The 19,874-nt window shown below is 40.9% G+C and carries 10 protein-coding genes; 7 read left to right on the top strand and 3 right to left on the bottom strand.

Going from position 1 to position 19,874, the window contains the following annotated elements:
• Positions 1-18 precede the first annotated feature (18 nt).
• The 4 genes from ACMZOO_RS11170 (at position 19) to ACMZOO_RS11155 (ending at position 10,308) form a co-directional block, all read left to right on the top strand.
• Positions 19-3,882, top strand: a complete 3,864-nt coding sequence (locus tag ACMZOO_RS11170) for a carbohydrate-binding protein (protein WP_440903421.1) — start codon at positions 19-21, stop codon at positions 3,880-3,882.
• An 85-nt stretch (positions 3,883-3,967) separates the two neighbouring features.
• Positions 3,968-5,050, top strand: coding sequence for a HupE/UreJ family protein (locus tag ACMZOO_RS11165; protein ID WP_440903420.1), 1,083 nt, complete (start codon positions 3,968-3,970; stop codon positions 5,048-5,050).
• Positions 5,051-5,329: 279 nt separating this feature from the next.
• A complete protein-coding gene (locus ACMZOO_RS11160; protein WP_440903419.1) occupies positions 5,330-8,761 on the top strand; it encodes a GDSL-type esterase/lipase family protein in 3,432 nt (1,143 codons plus the stop codon).
• Positions 8,762-8,850: 89 nt separating this feature from the next.
• Complete coding sequence (locus tag ACMZOO_RS11155; protein ID WP_440903418.1) at positions 8,851-10,308, top strand: energy transducer TonB; 1,458 nt, start codon at positions 8,851-8,853, stop codon at positions 10,306-10,308.
• Between the two features lie 110 nt (positions 10,309-10,418).
• Here ACMZOO_RS11155 and ACMZOO_RS11150 read toward each other — a convergent pair whose 3' ends face one another.
• The 3 genes from ACMZOO_RS11150 to ACMZOO_RS11140 form a co-directional block, all read right to left on the bottom strand.
• Positions 10,419-11,345 (bottom strand): hypothetical protein, encoded by a 927-nt coding sequence (locus ACMZOO_RS11150; RefSeq protein ID WP_440903417.1) that lies wholly within the window; start codon positions 11,343-11,345, stop codon positions 10,419-10,421.
• A gap of 227 nt (positions 11,346-11,572) precedes the next feature.
• Entirely contained in the window at positions 11,573-12,865 is a 1,293-nt protein-coding gene (rhaI, locus tag ACMZOO_RS11145; RefSeq protein ID WP_440903416.1) for an L-rhamnose catabolism isomerase, read from the bottom strand.
• Between the two features lie 34 nt (positions 12,866-12,899).
• On the bottom strand, positions 12,900-15,092 hold the full coding sequence (locus tag ACMZOO_RS11140) for a bifunctional rhamnulose-1-phosphate aldolase/short-chain dehydrogenase (RefSeq protein WP_440903415.1): 2,193 nt from the start codon (positions 15,090-15,092) through the stop codon (positions 12,900-12,902).
• Positions 15,093-15,376: 284 nt separating this feature from the next.
• Here ACMZOO_RS11140 and ACMZOO_RS11135 point away from each other — a divergent pair, with 284 nt between their 5' ends.
• The 3 genes from ACMZOO_RS11135 to ACMZOO_RS11125 are packed head-to-tail and all read left to right on the top strand — an operon-like array spanning position 15,377 to position 19,744.
• Positions 15,377-17,071 carry a purine-cytosine permease family protein gene (locus ACMZOO_RS11135; protein WP_440903414.1) on the top strand — a complete coding sequence of 565 codons (1,695 nt, stop codon included), beginning with the start codon at positions 15,377-15,379 and terminating at the stop codon, positions 17,069-17,071.
• A 20-nt stretch (positions 17,072-17,091) separates the two neighbouring features.
• Positions 17,092-18,486, top strand: coding sequence for an FGGY-family carbohydrate kinase (locus tag ACMZOO_RS11130; RefSeq protein ID WP_440903413.1), 1,395 nt, complete (start codon positions 17,092-17,094; stop codon positions 18,484-18,486).
• A 1-nt stretch (position 18,487) separates the two neighbouring features.
• Positions 18,488-19,744 (top strand): rhamnogalacturonan acetylesterase, encoded by a 1,257-nt coding sequence (locus tag ACMZOO_RS11125; RefSeq protein WP_440903412.1) that lies wholly within the window; start codon positions 18,488-18,490, stop codon positions 19,742-19,744.
• Positions 19,745-19,874: the final 130 nt, after the last annotated feature.

The raw sequence follows: 19,874 nt of genomic DNA, 5'->3' as shown, positions 1-19,874 counted from the left end.
ATTTTCGGAGACCGCATAATGAAAAAAGACGGAAGGTATCTCAAAGACAAGAATCATATCTTTGCAAAAGCTTTGGTGCCATTGGCATTAACCACAGTGCTGATGGGTTGTGATGAAAGCTATACACCAGCAGAACCACATACAGCGGCACCACTAGCAGATGCAGAGCGTGACCTAAGCGGCAACTCAAATGTTGAGTATTTAGACCGCGGTTTAATCGTTATACCAGGCCAAGAGGACGGAAACATAATCAGTTGGCGTATGTCTGGTCTAGATGAACAACGAATTATCTTTAAAGTTTATAAAAATGGGGAATTTTTTAGAACAGTTCGTCCAAAAGAACCAACCTTCTTAGAAGACTCGAATGGCTTACCAACAGACACTTACCAGGTAATTGCATTAGTAGATGATGTAGAAAAAGATGCTTCTAAAGTAGTTAAGGCGCAAGAAAAACCTTATTTAGCCATTCCGCTCAATACTCCAGACAGTGATTTTGTTGATGGTGTTGAATATTTCTACACTGCTAACGACGCATCAGCGGCGGACTTAACCGGTGATGGCCAGTACGAATTAATTGTAAAATGGGAACCAAGTAATTCAAAAGATAATTCGCAAGCAGGTAAAACAGGAAATGTTTTATTAGATGCTTATACAATGGAAGGCGAATTATTGTGGCGCATTAACTTAGGCCAAAATATTCGTGCCGGTGCCCACTATACTCAGTTTATGGCATTTGACTTCAACCAAGATGGTCGGGCGGAAGTTGCAGTAAAAACAGCTGAAGGCACAAAAGATGCTCAAGGCAACTTTGTTTGTTCAAGCACAGTTGTTTGTGACAATGAAGCTGACCATAGAAATGACGGTGGTTACGTTTTATCTGGGCCTGAATTTTTAACTATGTTCGATGGTTTATCAGGTGAAGCGCTAGATACAATTGACTATGTGCCTGAGCGTGGCAATGTTCAAGATTGGGGTGATGGTTACGGCAACCGTGTTGACCGTTTCTTAGCAGGTGTCGCTTATCTTGATGGCAAAAAACCGAGTCTAGTTATGTCGCGCGGTTATTACACCAGAGCAGTTGTTGCCTCGTATGATTTTGTCGATAATAAATTTGTCCAAAAGTGGGTCTATGACTCAGATTTAGATGACTCTGCCGCGACCTTAGCTGGCCAAGGTGCTCATAGTTTAAGCATCGCAGATGTTGATTCTGATGGCGCAGATGAAATTATCTTCGGAGCAGCAACACTCGACAATGACGGTTCGTTGTTATACTCAACAGAACTCGGTCATGGTGATGCACTGCACGTAGCAGACATCATTCCAGATCGCCCAGGCTTAGAAGTTTTCATGGTGCACGAATGCCCGAGCTGTTATACCAAAGATGGTGTTGAATACGGTTCAGAAATTCATGACGCAGCAACAGGCACAATCATTCATTACCAATCAGGAGAAGGAACAGATGTTGGCCGTGGTGTTACCGGTGATATAGATCCTAACTATCCAGGTATGGAAAGCTGGGGGTCTCGGGGTGGTTTAATGGCTGCTGACGGCACTATTATCACAGATGTAAAACCTGCGATGAACTTCATGGTTTGGTGGGATGACGATTTATCTCGTGAAATTTTAGATGGTTCAACCATTACAAAATGGAATGCCGAAGATAAACTCGTTGAAAAAACACCTCTATTTGACGCATTAACTGTTAGAAATGGTTCGGGTGTATCAAACAATGGTACCAAAGCAACACCAGCTCTGTCAGGCGATATAATTGGTGACTGGCGTGAAGAAGTAGTTATGGCTAACGAAGATAGCAGCAGACTACTAATATACACAACAAACTATCCGACAGAAGTTCGTTTACCAACTTTAATGCATGACCGTCAATATAGAACGGCGATTGCTTGGCAAAATACAGCTTACAACCAACCCCCGCATCCAAGTTTCTATTTGGGTACAGATATGAAGTTGTATCAACACGAACTTGCAGAACTTCCTCAGTACAAAACAACTGGTGTAGCCATGCAAGGTGCTGACAAGATTGTCGCACAAGGTAACAACAACAATGTTATTGTAAAAGTGTACTCAAGCTCTGACTCTACTGGAACGCCTGAGATATTCCGCAGTGAAACTAACGATGCATCAACTCGTACTAGTGTTGGTATGTTAGCTGAAGGTTCAAATACCTTTGTTGACACAACAGCAGTGCCAGACAAAACCTATTACTATTGGGTTGAAGGTTATGATATGTCATCTATGGCACGCATGACGTCAACGCTAATTCCTAGAGTTGAAGCTGCAAGTTCGAACAATTATGTTGATTTGACTTGGGTCACTAAACTGCAGTTAAGCGATATTAAAATTTATCGTGCTGAAACAACTGACATGGGAGTGATTCCAGCAAAACCAGATGCACATTATGCGATGGTTAATCCAAGAGCTAGAACTTGGACTGATGAGAATACTACTGACGGTACTAAATACTACTATTGGGTAGAGTTAACAACGACAGATGGTAATGTAGCGGTTGCAGATCCTGTATTTGCTGAAAACCTGATAGCGATGGAAACAAACCTTGATTACACCTATCAAGACAGTGTTATGACCATTTGCTGGGATTTGAAAAACTTCCCAACTGTAAACTGGTCTCAGCTTTACAGAAATGATCAAAACCAAGCAGCAGGCCGAGTTAAAATACATGACTTAACAGCAGATACATTGTATCAAGGCTGTACTGTGGATGCAGTAACTCCGGTTGAAGGGGCAAGCTACTGGTATATGTTTAAATATAATACAGCAGAAGGCACTCCAACCTCAGAAATTGTTGGTCCATTTATTCCAGGTCCAAGCTCAACATCACTTGTAGCTACTGCAGATGCAGTATTACAAACGATTAATCTTGAATGGAACTTACGTAATTTTGGTCAATCAATTAAAAACGTAGATTTATACCGCGGTACTAGCGTAAACATGGAAAACAAAACACTTGTTCGTTCAAACGTACGTGCTATTGACGGTCGTTTAAGAGATATAGGTGGTGATGCTGGCTTTACTGATGGCGCTAGATATTGGTACGCTTTTGAGATCACTTTAGCTGACGATTCAGTAGTAACTACTACTGCCGAGGGTAACGTGTTATTCGAATTACCAAAACCTGAATCCAACTTAATTACTCGTTTAGAGGATGGTGGTATACGTATAGATTGGAACTTAAAGAACTATAATGGTGTATTTAGTTCAATCGAGATTTTACGTAACACGCAAGCTTCAGTAGACGATGCAATTGTAATTGTATCAGAGGGTATTGAAGGCAAAGGCGCATATGCTGATTACCAAGGATTAGTCGAAACACTAGAGTATTGGTATATGATGCGCGTTACCCTAGACGATGGTACAGTCATCGTTGACGACCCAACCACTGGTATTCAATACTTTGCTAATCCAACTGCAACAGCCGTAACCATTGAAGAAAATGAAGATGGATATTGTGAAATCACTGGCGTAATTGAATCTAACTGGGTTGGTTATGAAGGCGAAGGTTTCTCAAATACTGATAACGCTGAAGGCATGTACGTTAGCTACAAAGTAAACGTACAAGAAGACGGTACCTACAGATTCATCCTACGCTATGCTAATGGCTCTGGTGACAACCGTTTTGCCAACGTAGATATCAATAACAGTAGCAGTGCATTCTCTATTGATATGGAGCCTACAGGCACTTGGGATACCTGGGCTGAAAGCTTTGCATCGTTCGACTTATTGCAAGGTGATACTGAAATTAAGCTTAAAGCCGGTATGGGCGGTGGTTTAGCTAACTTAGATAGCCTAACCATAGATAACTTAACTGGTAGTAAAGCGCCAGTAGCTATCGCTTGTGCACCCTAGCATGAGCAATGTAATTAAGTTATAACGCTTGAACTTAAGGCACGGAACTAAGTTCCGTGCCTTTTTACTATTTGGAATTTGTATAATGTTATATAGGTTAGTTTTTGCAATAGTGTTTTTATTTGGCAGTTTTACAACAGCTGCACATGATGTATTTTCAGGTGAAGCTAAAGCTGTGATAACAGAGAATAAGCAACTTACACTTGAACTTAATTTGGCTGCAGTTTCTGTTGAAGCGTTTTTGCAAGACTTTCCACACAGAAATAACCGACTAACCCCAGAAAATTTACCCAAAGTTCGCGGACATCTACTGAAGAAAGCCAGTGATTTCTTTTTAATCACGCTAGATAATAGGCAAATAAATCCAAACAATATCGATTTTAAAGTATTCCCCAATGAAGACGCTGTTAAATTCTACTTTGAATATCCTGGGCCTTTTATTGGCAACCTAAGCGTTTTTAGCAAATTTATCGAACAAACAAACCAAGAATACAAACTCACCTTCACTCTATTTAATGCATACAACACGCAACTCGGACTATTCGTCCATTCATACCAAGATAAGTTCAGTGGCGTGACACTTACAGGCAACGAAAACGAGCCAAATTATCAGGGCGTATTTTCCAGCTTCTTTAAGCTTGGTATCGAGCATATATTGGAAGGTTATGATCATCTGCTGTTTTTATTGGCATTGCTCATTATTTGTCGCAACTGGAAAGATGCAGCGCTTATCATTACCTGCTTTACCTTCGCACATTCAATTACGCTTTCACTAGCCGCACTCGAACTGGTTTCAGTATCTGCCAACTGGGTTGAACTGATTATTGCCTTAACCATCATTTATGTTGGGCTAGAAAATTTATACTTTAAACATAAACCCAAACACAGATGGGTACTAACCAGCACTTTTGGGTTAATTCATGGTTTAGGTTTTGCCAATGTATTGCTTGGTTTAGGTTTGGGTAGCACAGGAGCACCTATATTTTTGCCATTACTCGCCTTTAACTTAGGCGTAGAAATAGGCCAACTCTTGTTATCAGCTTTAGTATTGCCTCTGCTGTGGTACCTATTTAGATTTAATTGGTACAAACAAGCCGCACTACCTATGCTTTCAATCGCAATAGTTGCAACAGGCTCTTTCTGGGCTTTTGAACGACTCATAGTTTAAACACCAACACTTGGGTTCGGCACTTTAGCTGAATCCAAGCCTTATTGTGACAATAAAACCCATTCAAAACATCCCCTTAACATCCCCCACCAATAACGACACCAAAAAAATCAGAATAATTTTACAAATAAACAACAAATATGATTGATATTGATTGCATTTGGAGTATTATTTACATTAAGTTCAAATAACAACCACAAACAACACAAAATAATCAGTTGGTATGTGCAAGGTTAAACGTTTGAACCTAAATCCACTAACAAAGAACAGAGGGATAATATGAATAAATATATGTACCTTGTGTTGTTAACATCTTTACTCGCAGGGTGTAACAACGAGGATTCAACAAAAGATAGTTTAAGCCAAGAAGGTAAAGATTCTGAAATCAATGATTTTATCGGTGAACTTCAACAAATTGTAGAAGAAGCAAAAATAGAAAAAGATAGACTCGGTGAGTCTGAAACTGACGAAGACGAAAAACCAGAACCTGTAGTCGTTACCTTACAAGAAAATGTCGCAGGTTTTTGTGGTATCGATGGGGCTGTCGAAAATAGCCAAACTGGCTTTAGTGGCGACGGTTATGCAAATGTTAATGATGTGACGGATTCAACCATTAGCTATCAAATAAATGCAGAGGCCGACGGTGATTACGATATTGAAGTCACTTACGCAGCTGACTCTGACCGCCCAGCAGTAGTTACCAGCAATGATACAGATGTAGCTTTAACTTTCGCCAGCTCCACTGCATGGGATGTATGGACCACTGAAACAGCAACCATTTCACTAAAAGCGGGCTTAAATGATGTCGTATTGACCTCTACAACAGTTGAAGGCATGCCAAACATCGACTCCCTTGCTATCACTGGCATTGGTTTAACAGCTGGTGCTTGTATGTATACGCCGCCAGTTGTTGTAGATCCTGTGGTTGATACCCAAATATTTGTTGTTGGTGACTCAACAGTAGCTGATTACGGCGCTTCTAAGAAACCAATGACAGGTTGGGGACAAATCCTGCAGTTCTTCTTTGAAGAAGATGAAATCGACGTTGAAAACCGCGCCCGTGGTGGCCGTAGCACTAAGAGCTACAAAGTAGACGGTATTTGGAGCGAAGTGCTAAATGAAGTAGGTGACGGCGACTATGTATTTATCCAATTCGGTCACAATGACCGCGACTGGACTAAAGAAGAACGTTACACCACAGAAGCTCAATTCGAAACTTACTTAAAAGAGTATGTAGCTGAAACTCGCGACAAAAATGCAATTCCAGTACTTGTAAGCCCTATGGTTATGAATGCTTGGCGTGACGGCGCGTTGCGTAACGTGTTTACTGAATCAGGCAATGATTACGCGGGTACTATGGCCAAAGTAGCCACTGAGTTAGATGTTGCTTATGTCGACTTGAACCAAAAATCTTGGGAACTGGTTAATTCATTAGGTGTAGAACAAGCATCTCATTACTTGTTCATGCAATTAGATGCTGGCGAATATGCTAACTATGCAGACGGTCTTAACGACTTTACCCACTTCCAAGAAGCTGGCGCACTGGAAATGGCGCGCATCGTAGTTGAAGAGTTAGAAGGTTTAACCGACCGTGACAACTTAAAACCTTTATTGGATGCAATCAAACCTAGATTTAGCTTAACTGTAAACCAACAAGGTGCAAATGACAGCATAGTGACAGCAAGTTCAGAATATCCTGAAGGCACTCCACTATCCTTCAAAACCCGTGCTGGTGATTCAGATACATTTGATGCTTGGTATGGCGCTGGCAGTATCGTGAGTGATACAAACCTATATACAGCAACTATGCCTGCAGCAAATTACACTCTAACAGCAGCCTTCAACGGTGTTGTACCAGGAGTTGATTTTGCAGCGGCAACAGTTTTCTTAATTGGTGACTCAACCGTTGCTGATTATGCCGATGGATACTATCCTCAAACTGGTTGGGGACAGGTATTCCAAACCTATTTGGACGATGCCAAAATCACCGTAGATAACCGCGCATTAGGTGGCCGTAGCTCTAAGAGCTTCTACACTGATCACTGGGCTGATGTAAAAGCGAGTGTTCAATCGGGTGACTTTGTCTTTATTCAATTTGGTATCAATGACAGAGCCGCAGACGATGCTCGTAAAGCGCCGACAGGTGGAACTGACGAAGGCTTCTTTGAATATTATATGACCAACTTTGTTACCGAAACCCGTGCCTTAGGTGCAACTCCTGTGTTTGTAACTACAGTGCGCCGTAACCAATGGCAAGAAGGTGCGCCTTATGATGCTTATCACGAGCACCCAGTGGTAACACGTACATTAGCAAGTGACTTAAACGTACCGCTTATTGACTTAAACGCTAAAAACAAAGCTTTATTAGAAATTGTAGGTGAAGGTTACGCAAACGAATTCTACTACATGGGCTTTGGTGCAAACCAATACGGCAATGCAACAGCGCCTGCTGATACTGTTCACTTCCAAAAACAAGGTGCTGTAGAAATGGCACGTTTGGTTGCTGAAGGTATTAAAGAGTTAAGTTCTACAGATGATATGGCTCCGGTTGTGGCGGCGTTAAAACCAACTTATACCATGAGTGTATCTTCAACTACGCCTGAAGCCGGCACATATAGCACAGCGTTTTCATACCCTGCAGGTGTACCATTTACCTTAAAAGCTTTAGCGAATGACGGTGACCAATTCACCCAGTGGTTGGATGGCAACAAAGCAGAAGTATCAACAGCTTATTTATATGAGTTTGATACAACTGATATGGACATGACTTACCAAGCAGTATTTAATGACAGTGAAGGTTTAGGTCAACCAATGACTAACTTAACTACAGAGTTAGATGGTACTGACGTTGTGTTAACTTGGTCGCTTGAAAACTTTGGGGACGACGTTACTTACATCGAAGTATATCGCAATGAGTCTGCCGTACTTGATGGTCGTACGCGCATAATAGCTGGCGCAACAGCAACAGGCACTTATGTTGATGACACAGCTGAAGAAGGCAAAACCTACTGGTATATGTTTAAAGTAGTATCTGGTGGGGTAACTATCAACTCAGACCCTGAAGGTGAAATCAGAAAACCATTTGTTGACGAAGTGCCAGTAACTAACTTAGCCACTAAGATTGTAAATGGTACCTCTATAGAAGTATCTTGGGATCTTCAATATTTCGACCCTGCAGTTTCATACTTAGAAGTACACAGAAATGAAGTTGAAGAAATCTTAGGTCGTTCACGTATTGTTGGCGGTGCCCCTTTAGCTGGTACTACTACTGATGAAAACTTAGAGCCAGGTAAAACTTACTGGTATATGTTTAAAATCATCCAAGATGGTGTAACAACTAATACATCACCTGCTATGCCAATTACTATACCTGCAGATGCTGTGTATATTCCGCCAGCAGAAGTAGACGGTCCATTAATTGACCCTAGTGCAGCAGTAGTGACTAACTTAAGCACAAGCATAAATGCAGATAATCAAATTGTAGTGAGCTGGGACTTACAAAACATCAAAGACGGTACTGTAATTGAGTTATACGCCAACACCTCAAATCAACTAGGTGGTCGTGGACGTTTAGTTCAAGGCGCTGACATGAATGGTAGTTTTGTTCATGCTGATGCTGTAGCTGGTACAACTTATTGGTATATGTTTAAGTTAATTAGAGACTTAAAAACACATAATACAGATCCTGAAGTTGAAACCACAGCGCCATAATAGCTATCTAAACTAGCTGTACAGGAAAAAATCAAAGCAGTAAGTCATACGACTTGCTGCTTTTTTCGTATTAATAAAAGGACTCATAGATGAACTTAAACCATAACTGCTTCACTCTATTACTGGCTGGCTCATTGCTTTTGTCTGGATGCTCATCCACCCAATCTGCTACGTCAAAAGATAAAACTAATACATCTGCACAAAAGTCGTCTAAAAAAACTATTTCACATAATGACTTATTAGCCAGAGCCGCAGTTGGTGATGTAATCGCGCAATATTATGTTGGTGAGAACTACTTAACAGGTGTTGATGGGATACCCCAAAATAAAGCTGAAGCCGCGGCATGGATGTATTTAGCATATGAAAATAGTCAAAGAGAAGACATACTCACCTTATTCAATAATCATTTTGCCGGTGAATCAGAAGAGATTGTTAACCAAGCTAACATTCGTTTGGCTGAGTTAAGAAAATTTTATTCTAAGCAAATAATCGAAAATCAGTTTGCACCGGTTTCATTATCTGACGACGAATGTGCAGAACTAAAACTACATAAACCAATCAACCGCATTAACCCGAAATATCCGCTAAACTTGGCGAGAACTGGGCAACAAGGACTCATTGAGCTAACCTACACGGTTTCGCCACAAGGCCATATAAGAGATATTGATCCAACACTCTATACCCATGAATCTCTGGTTCCCGAGTCGCTAAAAGCTATGTACCAATGGCAATATTCAAAAGCCCCATTACACCAAGGTTATTCCGTTCGGTTCAACTACCATATGTCACACCAGGTAACCTATAAAAACTCGATTAGAGGCTTAAAAAACAATTATACCCACACTGACACTCTTACGGCCAAAGATCAGTTTGATCTAAGTCGTAAACTTCACGTACTACGCGAACTGCTAGATTGGCAAACTCAAAGAGACTTCGCGAGGTGGGCAAATCAAAAAAATATAGTTCAACATTCACCATTTCAGTACCGAGAAATAAATCGTTGGTTACTTAAAGCTGCACAAAATGGCCACGCGCAAGCTCAATATGAACTCGGTATTAATCTACAAAATGGCCAAGGTTGTAAAGCAGACTTAAACAAAAGTTTAGCTTGGCTCAAAGCGAGCGCATTGCAAAACTTTACCCCAGCAAAAGAGTTGATAGCACAAAAGAAATTGCGTTCAAATGAACTTGTCGATCACAAAATTGCGCTAGATATTTTACGTGATTCACTCATTGGTGAAAGCAACATACCTAAGTTAGAACTAGCGTGGCATTTAGTCGCTTCAAATTTTACAGAGCTGAGAAACCCTAAAGAAGCTTTAGAGATCTTAGATGATCTACCATTTGAATTGGTGGATAAGGTGCGTTTTTTTGAAACTGAAGCTGCTGCTTATGCCGCACTAGGTGATTTTGAAGAAGCCATAGACTCGCAAGAAGATGCTTTAGAACAAGCTCAAGATTTAGGTTGGAAAGAAATGCCGGATATCGAAGTTAGATTGCAGCAATACAAGAACAATCAAGCAACTAAAGGAAGCTATTACTTATAAAACTAGGACTCGGCATATAAACCCAAGCGGGCTGGTTTGAATACGACCAGCCCTGATTACGTTATACGTGCGTGTTGGACGGCAATGACTAATCGAGTCTCTACTACAAGCTAATTCCCAGCAATATTAGCAGAATTCAATACAGCTAACTCATCACCCGGCTTATACCAATATTCATGCTGTTGCAGTGGCACTTTGGCTGGTAGGTTTTTATTGTGCAGTGAATAAACAGTGCGCTTTGCTAAGTCTGCATCTGTGATCATATCTAAATGGAATTGATAAAAGAGTTTGTCGAACTCGCCACTGTCAATCAGTTTATCTAAACCGACGGCGATGCGCTGTGCCAATTTGGGATGCTTAGGTGATACATAAAAGAAAGTTGGCATTGGAATATACAAAGCAAAATTCTTTTCTATCTGTATATAAGGAAATAACGAACGCTTTTGTATCACTTCACTAGCAGCTTCGTTGACCCCTCGACCAAAAGTGACAAAACGTTCGCCCATTAACATCCAAAATAAGCCCTCAAACTTAGTGCCAGTAACCACATTAAAGCCGTTATCGCGTAAAACCTGGGTGGTTGACCATTGCCTACCCGCCCCCGTTTTAAGCTGTTTGAGCGCGTCTAGCGAGTTTATTTGATTGAGCAATGATTGTTTATGCTTATCAATTAAAAATATCCGGTAGCCTTGTATGCCTTTACGTACTGGAATGTAAATTGGCAAAAGCTGTTCGTCCCACTCTGCTTTGGGCGACTCTAACGCCACATGGATGGCATCACCTTTGAGTAGCTCATTAAACATGCGATTACGCGACATCACAAAATCGGCATGGGCAAGTTGTTGTTGTCCGTATTCATCCGCGGTAGTTGCTAATACAGCATTGAGGATAAGTTCAGGATAAGCGTAGCGGCTATCATCCGCCGAGACAGGTTTAACTGTTAATACCGAGTTAGCATTAACTTGTGGTGTAACTTGCAGCGCTAAACACACAAAAGCACTACAAGCTAATTTAAGCTTGTTTGTACGCGGGTACATACAATTCCCCAAAAATAAAATCGGCTTGTTGTTATTGTTAGTATGTTCAAGCGAATTGAATTAGTTAGCCGTGTGTGTTTTTCCTAGTGGCTAACCATTTTTTATAAAAAGAGGGCTGGAAGCAGGCACTACCAGCCCTTAAAAAAGTAGATCTTCAAAAGAAGGAACTACTACGACTACACAAGGGTTACTAAAACCGACTAGGGTTTTAGTAGAGGACTACACTATTAAACTATGCCAGAACCACTACCGCCCGAGTTCGGACGTTTTTCCGCTACTGCGGCTCTGTATCCACTTGCTCGATAAGTTGCAATTGGATCGATAGCTCCGCCTTTACGCACTCTAGCCATAGCTAGAATTGGTGACACGTCAGTGTTAAAGGCATTTTTCAAGGTATTGCTGGCCATCAATGCATCATTATTCTGCTGGTACTCAGATAAAGCTACACGGTTAACCAATAGCGCATTTACGTATGAACGCTGTACGCTGGCTGCTGAATTCATCAAACTTTCAATTGGGTCAGTCACATTGTGTGATTGGTCCAACATATAGTTAGGTTTAAAACCTTCCTGTTTGCGATATTCAGCATCAACCAATTCATTAAAAATTAAGAATTGTTGATACGGGTGTAAACTGCCGCTGTCTAAATCGTCATCACCGTATTTACTGTCGTTAAAGTGGAAACCACCTAACTTTTTAAATTGGATTAAACGCGACACTATCATTTCGATATTTACATTTGGTGCGTGGTGACCTAAGTCGACTAACGACTTAGCTTGTTCACCTAATTCCATTGCGGCTAAGATGTTGCTGCCCCAATCTTGAATTACGGTTGAGTAAAACGCAGGTTCAAACATTTTGTGCTCTATGTGCAATTCCCAATCGCTTGGTAAGGCGGCATAGATTTTTTTCATGCTTTCTAAATAGCGCTCAAACGCATGTTGAAAATGTGATTGACCCGGGTGGTTAGAGCCATCACCTACCCATACAGTTAATACTTTTGAGCCTAAGATTTGACCCCATTTAATGCAGTCAATATTGTGCTCAATTGCTAGCTCGCGTGACGCTTGTGACGTATTGCTTAAGCTGCCGTATTTGTAGCTGTGCTCTTGACCCGGTTGGTCTTGGAATGTATTTGAGTTAATTGAATCCCATTTCAAATTTAAGTTATCTGAAACGCCTTTTAACTCAGTAAAATCGTCGACTTTATCCCACGGGAAATGTGGTGATACGCGCTCTGTACATTGTGATAAGTCATTAATCACAGCACAGTCTTGTAATTTTTCAAAGATATTGCGTGGCTCACCTTGGCCTGGGAAACGCGCAAAACGTGTTCCACCTGTACCTGCGCCCCATGAAGGCACGGCAATTTGAAATGCTTCTGCTTGAGCTGTAATAGCTTCAATATCAATATCTTGACGCGCTAATTTTGCACCCAGTGCATCATAATCTTGTTGCACGTCAGCTAATAATTTGTCGTTCTGTTCGGCGATTAAACCTTTGTCTATACGCAATGTCATGGCTAAACCCTCGTTGATTTATAGACCTTCTTGCTTAACGCAAGAAGGCTTCGTGTAAACCACCGTCTACACTAATAATTTGTCCAGTTGTTTTACTTAACTGACCCGATACCATTAGATAAGCTGCTTCTGCTTGGTCTTCTGGGGTAATAGGTTGTTTAGTTAATGTACGTTGAGCATAGAACAAGGCTAGCTTTTCACGCAATTCATCATCTGAATCTGATTCATTAAATTCAACATTGTATTTCGACAATGAAGCAATTACGCGGTCACGTGGGAACATGGTGCTGCCTTTCACTACAGTTGCAGGTGCTAAACCATTCACATTCACAAGTGGTGATAATTCAATCGCTAATTCACGGATTAAGTGATTTGCAGCTGCTTTACTGGTGTCGTAAGCAAGTGAGCCTTTTTTCGATACCGCAGCATTTACGCTTGTGGTTAATACCATAGCGCCTGGAATGTTTTGTGCTTTCCAGATTTTGTTTGCTTCGGTTGCAACTATATAACCACCTTTAACGTTTACCGCAAAGCTAACATCAAACATTTGGTCGTCGCTCATACCCGCTTGACCCGGTGCTAAGAATACACCCGCAGTAACGATTACTTTATCAATACCGCCGTATGCAAGCGTGATTTGCTCAAACATTTTTTCAACGCTTTCACGCTTAGTAATATCAACTTGTTGTGCAATTGCAGGACCACAACCAGATATACCTGAGCCCGCAACACCTATGCCTTGGCCATAAATTGCAGTTAGTTCATCCGCTGTTGCTTGTGCAGCTTCAATGCGCAAATCGGCACAAACTACGTGTGCACCTTCTTTTGCAACACGGAAAGCTGTTTCTTTACCAATACCGTCGCCCGCACCAACAACAACCACTACGTCACGCGCTAATGGCGCTTCTTTTGGCATACGTTGTAATTTAGCTTCTTCAAGTGCCCAATATTCAATATCGAACGCTTCTTGTTGTGGCAATGCTGTGTATTCACTGATGGCTTCTGCGCCGCGCATAACTTCAATTGCACAGTTATAGAATTCTGTTGTCACACGTGATTCAGATTTGTTTTTACCCCAACCTATAATACCTACACCCGGAATTAAGATAACCGTTGGGCTTGGGTCACGCATAGCTGGTGAATCATCGCGTTTACAGTTGTTGTAGTATTCAATGTAATCTAAACGATATTGTTCTATACCTGCATTGAGCTTTTCAACTAAGGTATCAAAGTCATCTTGTTGTGGATTAAAATCAACATATAAAGGCTGAATTTTAGTACGTAAGAAATGGTCTGGGCACGATGTACCTAATTTAGCCAAACGTGGTGCATCTACGCTGTTTACAAAACGCAATGCAGTTTCGTCTGATTGCACTGTACCGATAAACTTAACTTTATTGGATAAAATGCCACGCGCAACAGGTAAGAATTTAGCTAATAATTTAGTGCGCGCTTCTTCAGTTAAACTTTGGTATTTTGCCCCACCAAAAGTCATTTCACCTTTGTCGTGTTGCTCAATATATTCAGCAGCTGTTTCGATTACCCAAAGTGAGGTTTCATAACAGCTTTTGCTTTCTGAGTTCCAGTTGGTATGACCGTGTTGGCCCAATAAAATACCAACGATATCCGGTTTGTCTGCGTATGCTTGTTCACATACTTTAGCTGCTTCCCAGCCAGGACGCATCCAAGGTACATAAGCTAATTGGCCACCCCAAATCACTTCGGTTAATTCTTTTTGGTCTTTACATGATGCAACTGCGATAACCGCATTTGGATGTAAATGGTCAACGTGCTTTTCACTAATCATTGAATGCAATGGTGTATCAATTGACGAAGCACGTGGGTTTAAACAAAATACACAGTGTTTAAACATACCTACCATGGCATCTTCGCCAGCTGATTTATAACCTTTATCTTCAAAGTTTTGGTAGGTTTCGTCTAACGCAGTTAATTTGTCTTGATATAAAGATGAGAAGTTTTCAATTTTAGCAGTACGTAAGTCACCACCAGAGCCTTTTACCCATAGAACCTCAACTTCTTTCCCTGTTAATGGATCTTTTTCAATCAACTTGACTGAAGTATTACCACCGCCTGTGTTGGTGATTCGTTGATCGCTACCTAAAATATTTGAGCGATAAACCAAACTTTCCAATGGACTTAGGTCTTTAGCAACCTCATCGTCCCAAGCATATGTAATGTGTTTAAACTTATCATTCATGCCAGACATTCTCTTATCCTATCTATTCAACGGAAACACTTGTTGCAGCTATGCAACTTTAATGTGATGCATTAAAACATTACAATCAATCATTTTCAATCACTTTCTTGCATTTAAATTAACTTTTTTGTACTTTATTAACATAAATATAATTTTAAATTTAATTTAATCAAACATTGTGGTGCAATTTCACTCTAATAATCAAAGCACTCAATCATATTTAAGCGAAAGCATTAAATATTTACTAAAAACAACTAAAGGTTAGAAAACCACAAGGACTAATGAGGATTGTTATGCAAAGTATAAAAAGCTATCCAGCAATTCCGGCCAAACAGCTAAAACCAGCGAGTTATTTTGCTGGCAGTTATGCGGGTGAACATGTAGCAGGCACAGAGTTTGTTATCGGCGCATTATTTGTCAGCTGGGGGGTTGGCACTATTGATCTATTGTTAGGGTTAATAATAGGTAATTTATTGGCCGTGTTAACTTGGGCACTCGTCTGTGCGCCAATCGCTACGGATTCGCGCTTAACTTTGTATGCCTATTTAGAAAAAATAGCCGGCAAAGGCATGATCAAGCTCTACTCCATCTTAAACGGCATGCTGTTTTGTATTTTGGCTGGTGCCATGATCACAGTGTCAGCATCGGCCATCCGTATTTTATTAGGCATACCACCCCAAGTTGACTGGTTGCCAACTAGCATGGCGTTTGTAGCTGTTGCATTAGCCGTTGGTGCGGTTGTGGTATTTATTGCGGTTAAAGGTTTTAGTCAATTAGCTAAATTCGCCCAAGTATGTGCGCCCTGGATGATACTTATGTTTATTTGTGGCGCCCTAGTATTAATTCCAGACCTAATTGCCGCAACACCAGAGATTAACCAGATTCAATCATTTAATGACTTTTTAACCATAACCGACATGCATATTTGGCAAGCAACTGACCACGGATTAAATATGTGGCACGTGGCTATGTTTGCCTGGATTTGCAATTTAGCTATGCACGGCGGCATGTCGGATATGACGATTTTGCGTTTTGCCCGTAGCAAAAATTATGGCTATTTTGCAGCACTTGGCATGTTTATCGGCCATTTTTTAGCTTGGATATGTGCCGGTATGATGGGCGCAGGTGCAGGATTATTGTTAAATATGCCAGTTAACCAATTAGACGCTGGCGAAGTTGCTTACCAAGCGTTAGGCGCAGCTGGCATTTTAGCAGTGGTAATTGCCGGTTGGACAACCTCTAACCCAACCATATATAGAGCTGGGCTTGCTTTTCAATCGGTATTTAGCCGTTGGTCACGTGTACAAGTCACCACAGCGGTTGGTGTTATCACCACAATTATTGCGTGTTTTCCTTTTGTATTTAGCCAATTGATGGGCTTTTTAAGCGTAATGGCCTTAGTGCTTGCGCCAATTGGTGGAATTATTTTTGCTGAACACTGGTTATTAACTAAGTTAAAACTGACGCGTTTTTGGTTTTTCTATCAGCAACAGCAACAGAATAAACAACTTAATTTGGCCGCCTTATTAACTTGGTTAATTGCATTATTAGTTAGTTTTGTCGCTTTTCAACTCAGCGTACACGAATTTGTTTTACCTATCTTAGCTTGGTTTATTGGTGTTGTTATTTATCCATGTATTGCTGGGTTAACCGGTGCAAAACAGCAATATGCAGAATTACAACAACAGCATGAACAAGCAGAATTAACCCGCAAACAACAAGAGCTTGATTACCTCAATAATCTACACACCAACAATCAGCAGCCAACACAAAATTTACCGACTGGCCGTTCACAAGAATTTGGTTTTATTCAACATTCTAGCTTATGGTTAGCTTTAATCAGTTTAGTTGGCTGTTTGTTATTGGCTTGTATGGTTGTGCAACAAAGTTTGACCCTAAATGAATTTCAACAACTGATAATTTGGCCAACTTTGATATATTTTATCAGCGCCAGTTATTGGTCTTTAGCCAAACCCAATACCCATTAGACATGAGAGTTTTCTAATTTATGTACACTTTTATTTTCGACATTGGCAAAACCAATATCAAAAGCCTTGTATTAAACGAGCAAGGCAACACAATTTGGAGCGAATCTACTGCCAATAATTCGATAACTGGACATGGTTATACTTATATTGACGTTGAAGCCGCTGAAAAATGGTTAATTCAACAATTAACCAAAGCGCAGCAGCAATATGCAATTTCAGCGATAAACGTTACCACACATGGTGCTTGTGCTGTATTGCTTAACCAGCAAGACGAATTGGTTTTACCTGTGCTTGATTATGAAGACCCAATTGTTGAAAGCTGCAATGCTAAATACAATAAAATTCGCCCTGCGTTTGACCTAACCCACTCACCTAATCTATCAGCCGGACTTAACTTAGGTCGACAACTGTTTTGGCTAAAAGAGAGTTTTGCTGAAAAATTCAAACAAATAGATACGGTGTTGATGTACGCACAATATTGGGTGTGGCGTTTAACCGGCATTAAAAAGAATGAAGTCACCTCACTTGGTTGTCACACTGATTTATGGCAACCACAACAACAGTGTTACTCAAGTTTAGTTACAGAATTAGCTTTAACAGATGCTATGCCTGAGCTAATTGGCGCCGATGAAGTAGTTGGCACTCTGCACCCGCAAGTGGCGCAACAAACCGGTGTTTCAACTGAGTGTAAAGTGTACGCTGGCATCCATGACTCTAATGCAAGTTTCGCCCGTTACCTTGCTGATTATATGGCTGAAAGCGAAACCTTACCTGCATTTACTGTAGTTAGCACAGGCACTTGGATTATAAGTATGTCTATGGGGGCGGATATTGGCCAGTTGGACGAAAACAAAGATATGTTGGCCAATGTATCTGTACTCAATCAACCGCTAGGTTGTGCACGTTTTATGGGTGGGCGTGAATTTGAACAAATTTGCCAATTGACTGGCAGCCAAGCTTCCGACCTTATGGAATTGTGTGATATTCAAAATATTATCGACCAACAAGTTTTTGCAATTCCACCTTTTAGTAGCGGCAGCGGCCCGTTTCACGACAAACAAGGGCGCATTGTGAATACGCCAGAAAACGGTAAAGCATTAGCAACCTTGTATGTTGCCTTGATGATTGATTATCAACTCAGCCAACTTAAAGCCAAAGGTGACATTGTATTTGGCAGTATCTCGAAGAAAAACCCTTTGTTGTGTCAGCTAATTGCGCAGTTGCGCCCAGAACAAAATGTAGTGTTGTCCGGTGATGATGCCAGCACAAGTAAAGGTGCTTGGGTAATGAGCCAATGGCAAAACTTAACCAAACAAACAGCTGCGGGCAAAACTAAACAAACAGCTACAACAGCTGGGGTCACAGGATTGATTGAATACCAACAACAGTGGTTAAAACTGGCGGAGGCAAACTAATATGCAAGGTAAAAAATTAACTAATTTTACTAACTACATCTTACTTGCGAGTGCACTTGTTTATTATCCAACTCACGCTAAAGCGCAGGATACTGATATGCAGCCGTTAAAATTCACTCAAAAAGCACAGCTTAATCAGCAAAAATATTCCAATAAACTTGGTTTTGGCGCGGATAACTTTGCCAACTCAACTGAACGCGCTTTTTCAGTTAAACTTGCAGAAGGTGATTACGCAGTAAAGGTAAAGGTAACAGCTAAACAAACCACTGAATTTATGTTGTTTAGTGAAGACAGACGTATCATGCAGTTGCCACAAACTTTGCAACAAGGACAAAGCGCTGAGTACACATTTTTCAGTAATGTAAAAACAGTCAAACTGGCCAGTGCAGAGCAAGATCCGCCGCAAGGCTCAGTAGTTGGTTTGCGCGGCGATGAATTTATCTCTCGCAACTGGGATGACAAATTAACCATAGCTTTATCTAACCAAAATGTGGAATTTGAGCAAGTAGAGATCAGTCAATACAAGGGCAATAGAATATTGTTGGCGGGTGATTCAACCGTTGCCGACCAAGCTTCTAGCGACTACGCCAGTTGGGGACAATTTTTACCCGCGTTGGTAGATAATCATTTAGTGATTAACCATGCGCGTAGCGGCGAAACGCTAAAATCTTTTATCTTTTCATTGCGTTGGGACAAACTCCTCAGCCAAACCCAAGCAGGTGACATTGTATTGATTCAATTTGCACATAATGATGAAAAGAAACAATGGCCACGCACCTACTCAGCAGCGGATGGCGCTTACCCAGAGTATTTACGCGCCTTTATTGCTGACGTAAAACAAAAAAATGCTCTGCCTGTATTAGTTACACCTGTTGCGCGACGCTTTTTCAAAAATGGTGAGTTACTCAATACCCATGAAGGTTACGACAAAGCTGTGCGCAATGTAGGGCAAACACTCAATGTTCCAGTGATTGACTTAACCGCACAAACCAGCAGCTTTTACCAAATGCTTGGTCAAGAAAAATCACCGCAAGCTTTTGCCGCCAAAGGTAAAGATAAAACTCATCACAACCACTATGGCGCTTGGGTGATTGCACAAATGGTCGCTAAACAATTAAAAGCACAGTTTGCTGATAAAGTTGACTTGAGCGAATTTGACTTTGATGGCAGTGCGCCACCACAACCAGACGAGCAAATATTCAGCCGAGACTTGTGGCCTGATATGCGACCGGTTGAAGTTGAAATTTCTGGCTCTTAAATCTGACATTCGAGCATGCAGCATATGCGGACACCAGCGGTTTATTTATTCTCAAGTTTGTGGATACTTTGTTAGCAGACATAATGAGCTAGATATAAGTAAAGTAAGCTAACATTTTATCTCAATTTTT

The organism is Catenovulum sp. SX2 (assembly GCF_052056295.1).
GTDB lineage: Bacteria > Pseudomonadota > Gammaproteobacteria > Enterobacterales > Alteromonadaceae > Catenovulum.
This window is presented reverse-complemented; position numbering and strand designations above follow the sequence as displayed.

Bases quoted from the DNA above. Each gene is read 5' to 3' on its own strand.
- ACMZOO_RS11170 (WP_440903421.1), top strand. From the start codon at position 19: ATGAAAAAAGACGGAAGGTATCTCAAAGACAAGAATCATATCTTTGCA.
- ACMZOO_RS11165 (WP_440903420.1), top strand. From the start codon at position 3,968: ATGTTATATAGGTTAGTTTTTGCAATAGTGTTTTTATTTGGCAGTTTT.
- ACMZOO_RS11160 (WP_440903419.1), top strand. From the start codon at position 5,330: ATGAATAAATATATGTACCTTGTGTTGTTAACATCTTTACTCGCAGGG.
- ACMZOO_RS11155 (WP_440903418.1), top strand. From the start codon at position 8,851: ATGAACTTAAACCATAACTGCTTCACTCTATTACTGGCTGGCTCATTG.
- ACMZOO_RS11150 (WP_440903417.1), bottom strand. From the start codon at position 11,345: ATGTACCCGCGTACAAACAAGCTTAAATTAGCTTGTAGTGCTTTTGTG.
- rhaI (WP_440903416.1), bottom strand. From the start codon at position 12,865: ATGACATTGCGTATAGACAAAGGTTTAATCGCCGAACAGAACGACAAA.
- ACMZOO_RS11140 (WP_440903415.1), bottom strand. From the start codon at position 15,092: ATGTCTGGCATGAATGATAAGTTTAAACACATTACATATGCTTGGGAC.
- ACMZOO_RS11135 (WP_440903414.1), top strand. From the start codon at position 15,377: ATGCAAAGTATAAAAAGCTATCCAGCAATTCCGGCCAAACAGCTAAAA.
- ACMZOO_RS11130 (WP_440903413.1), top strand. From the start codon at position 17,092: ATGTACACTTTTATTTTCGACATTGGCAAAACCAATATCAAAAGCCTT.
- ACMZOO_RS11125 (WP_440903412.1), top strand. From the start codon at position 18,488: ATGCAAGGTAAAAAATTAACTAATTTTACTAACTACATCTTACTTGCG.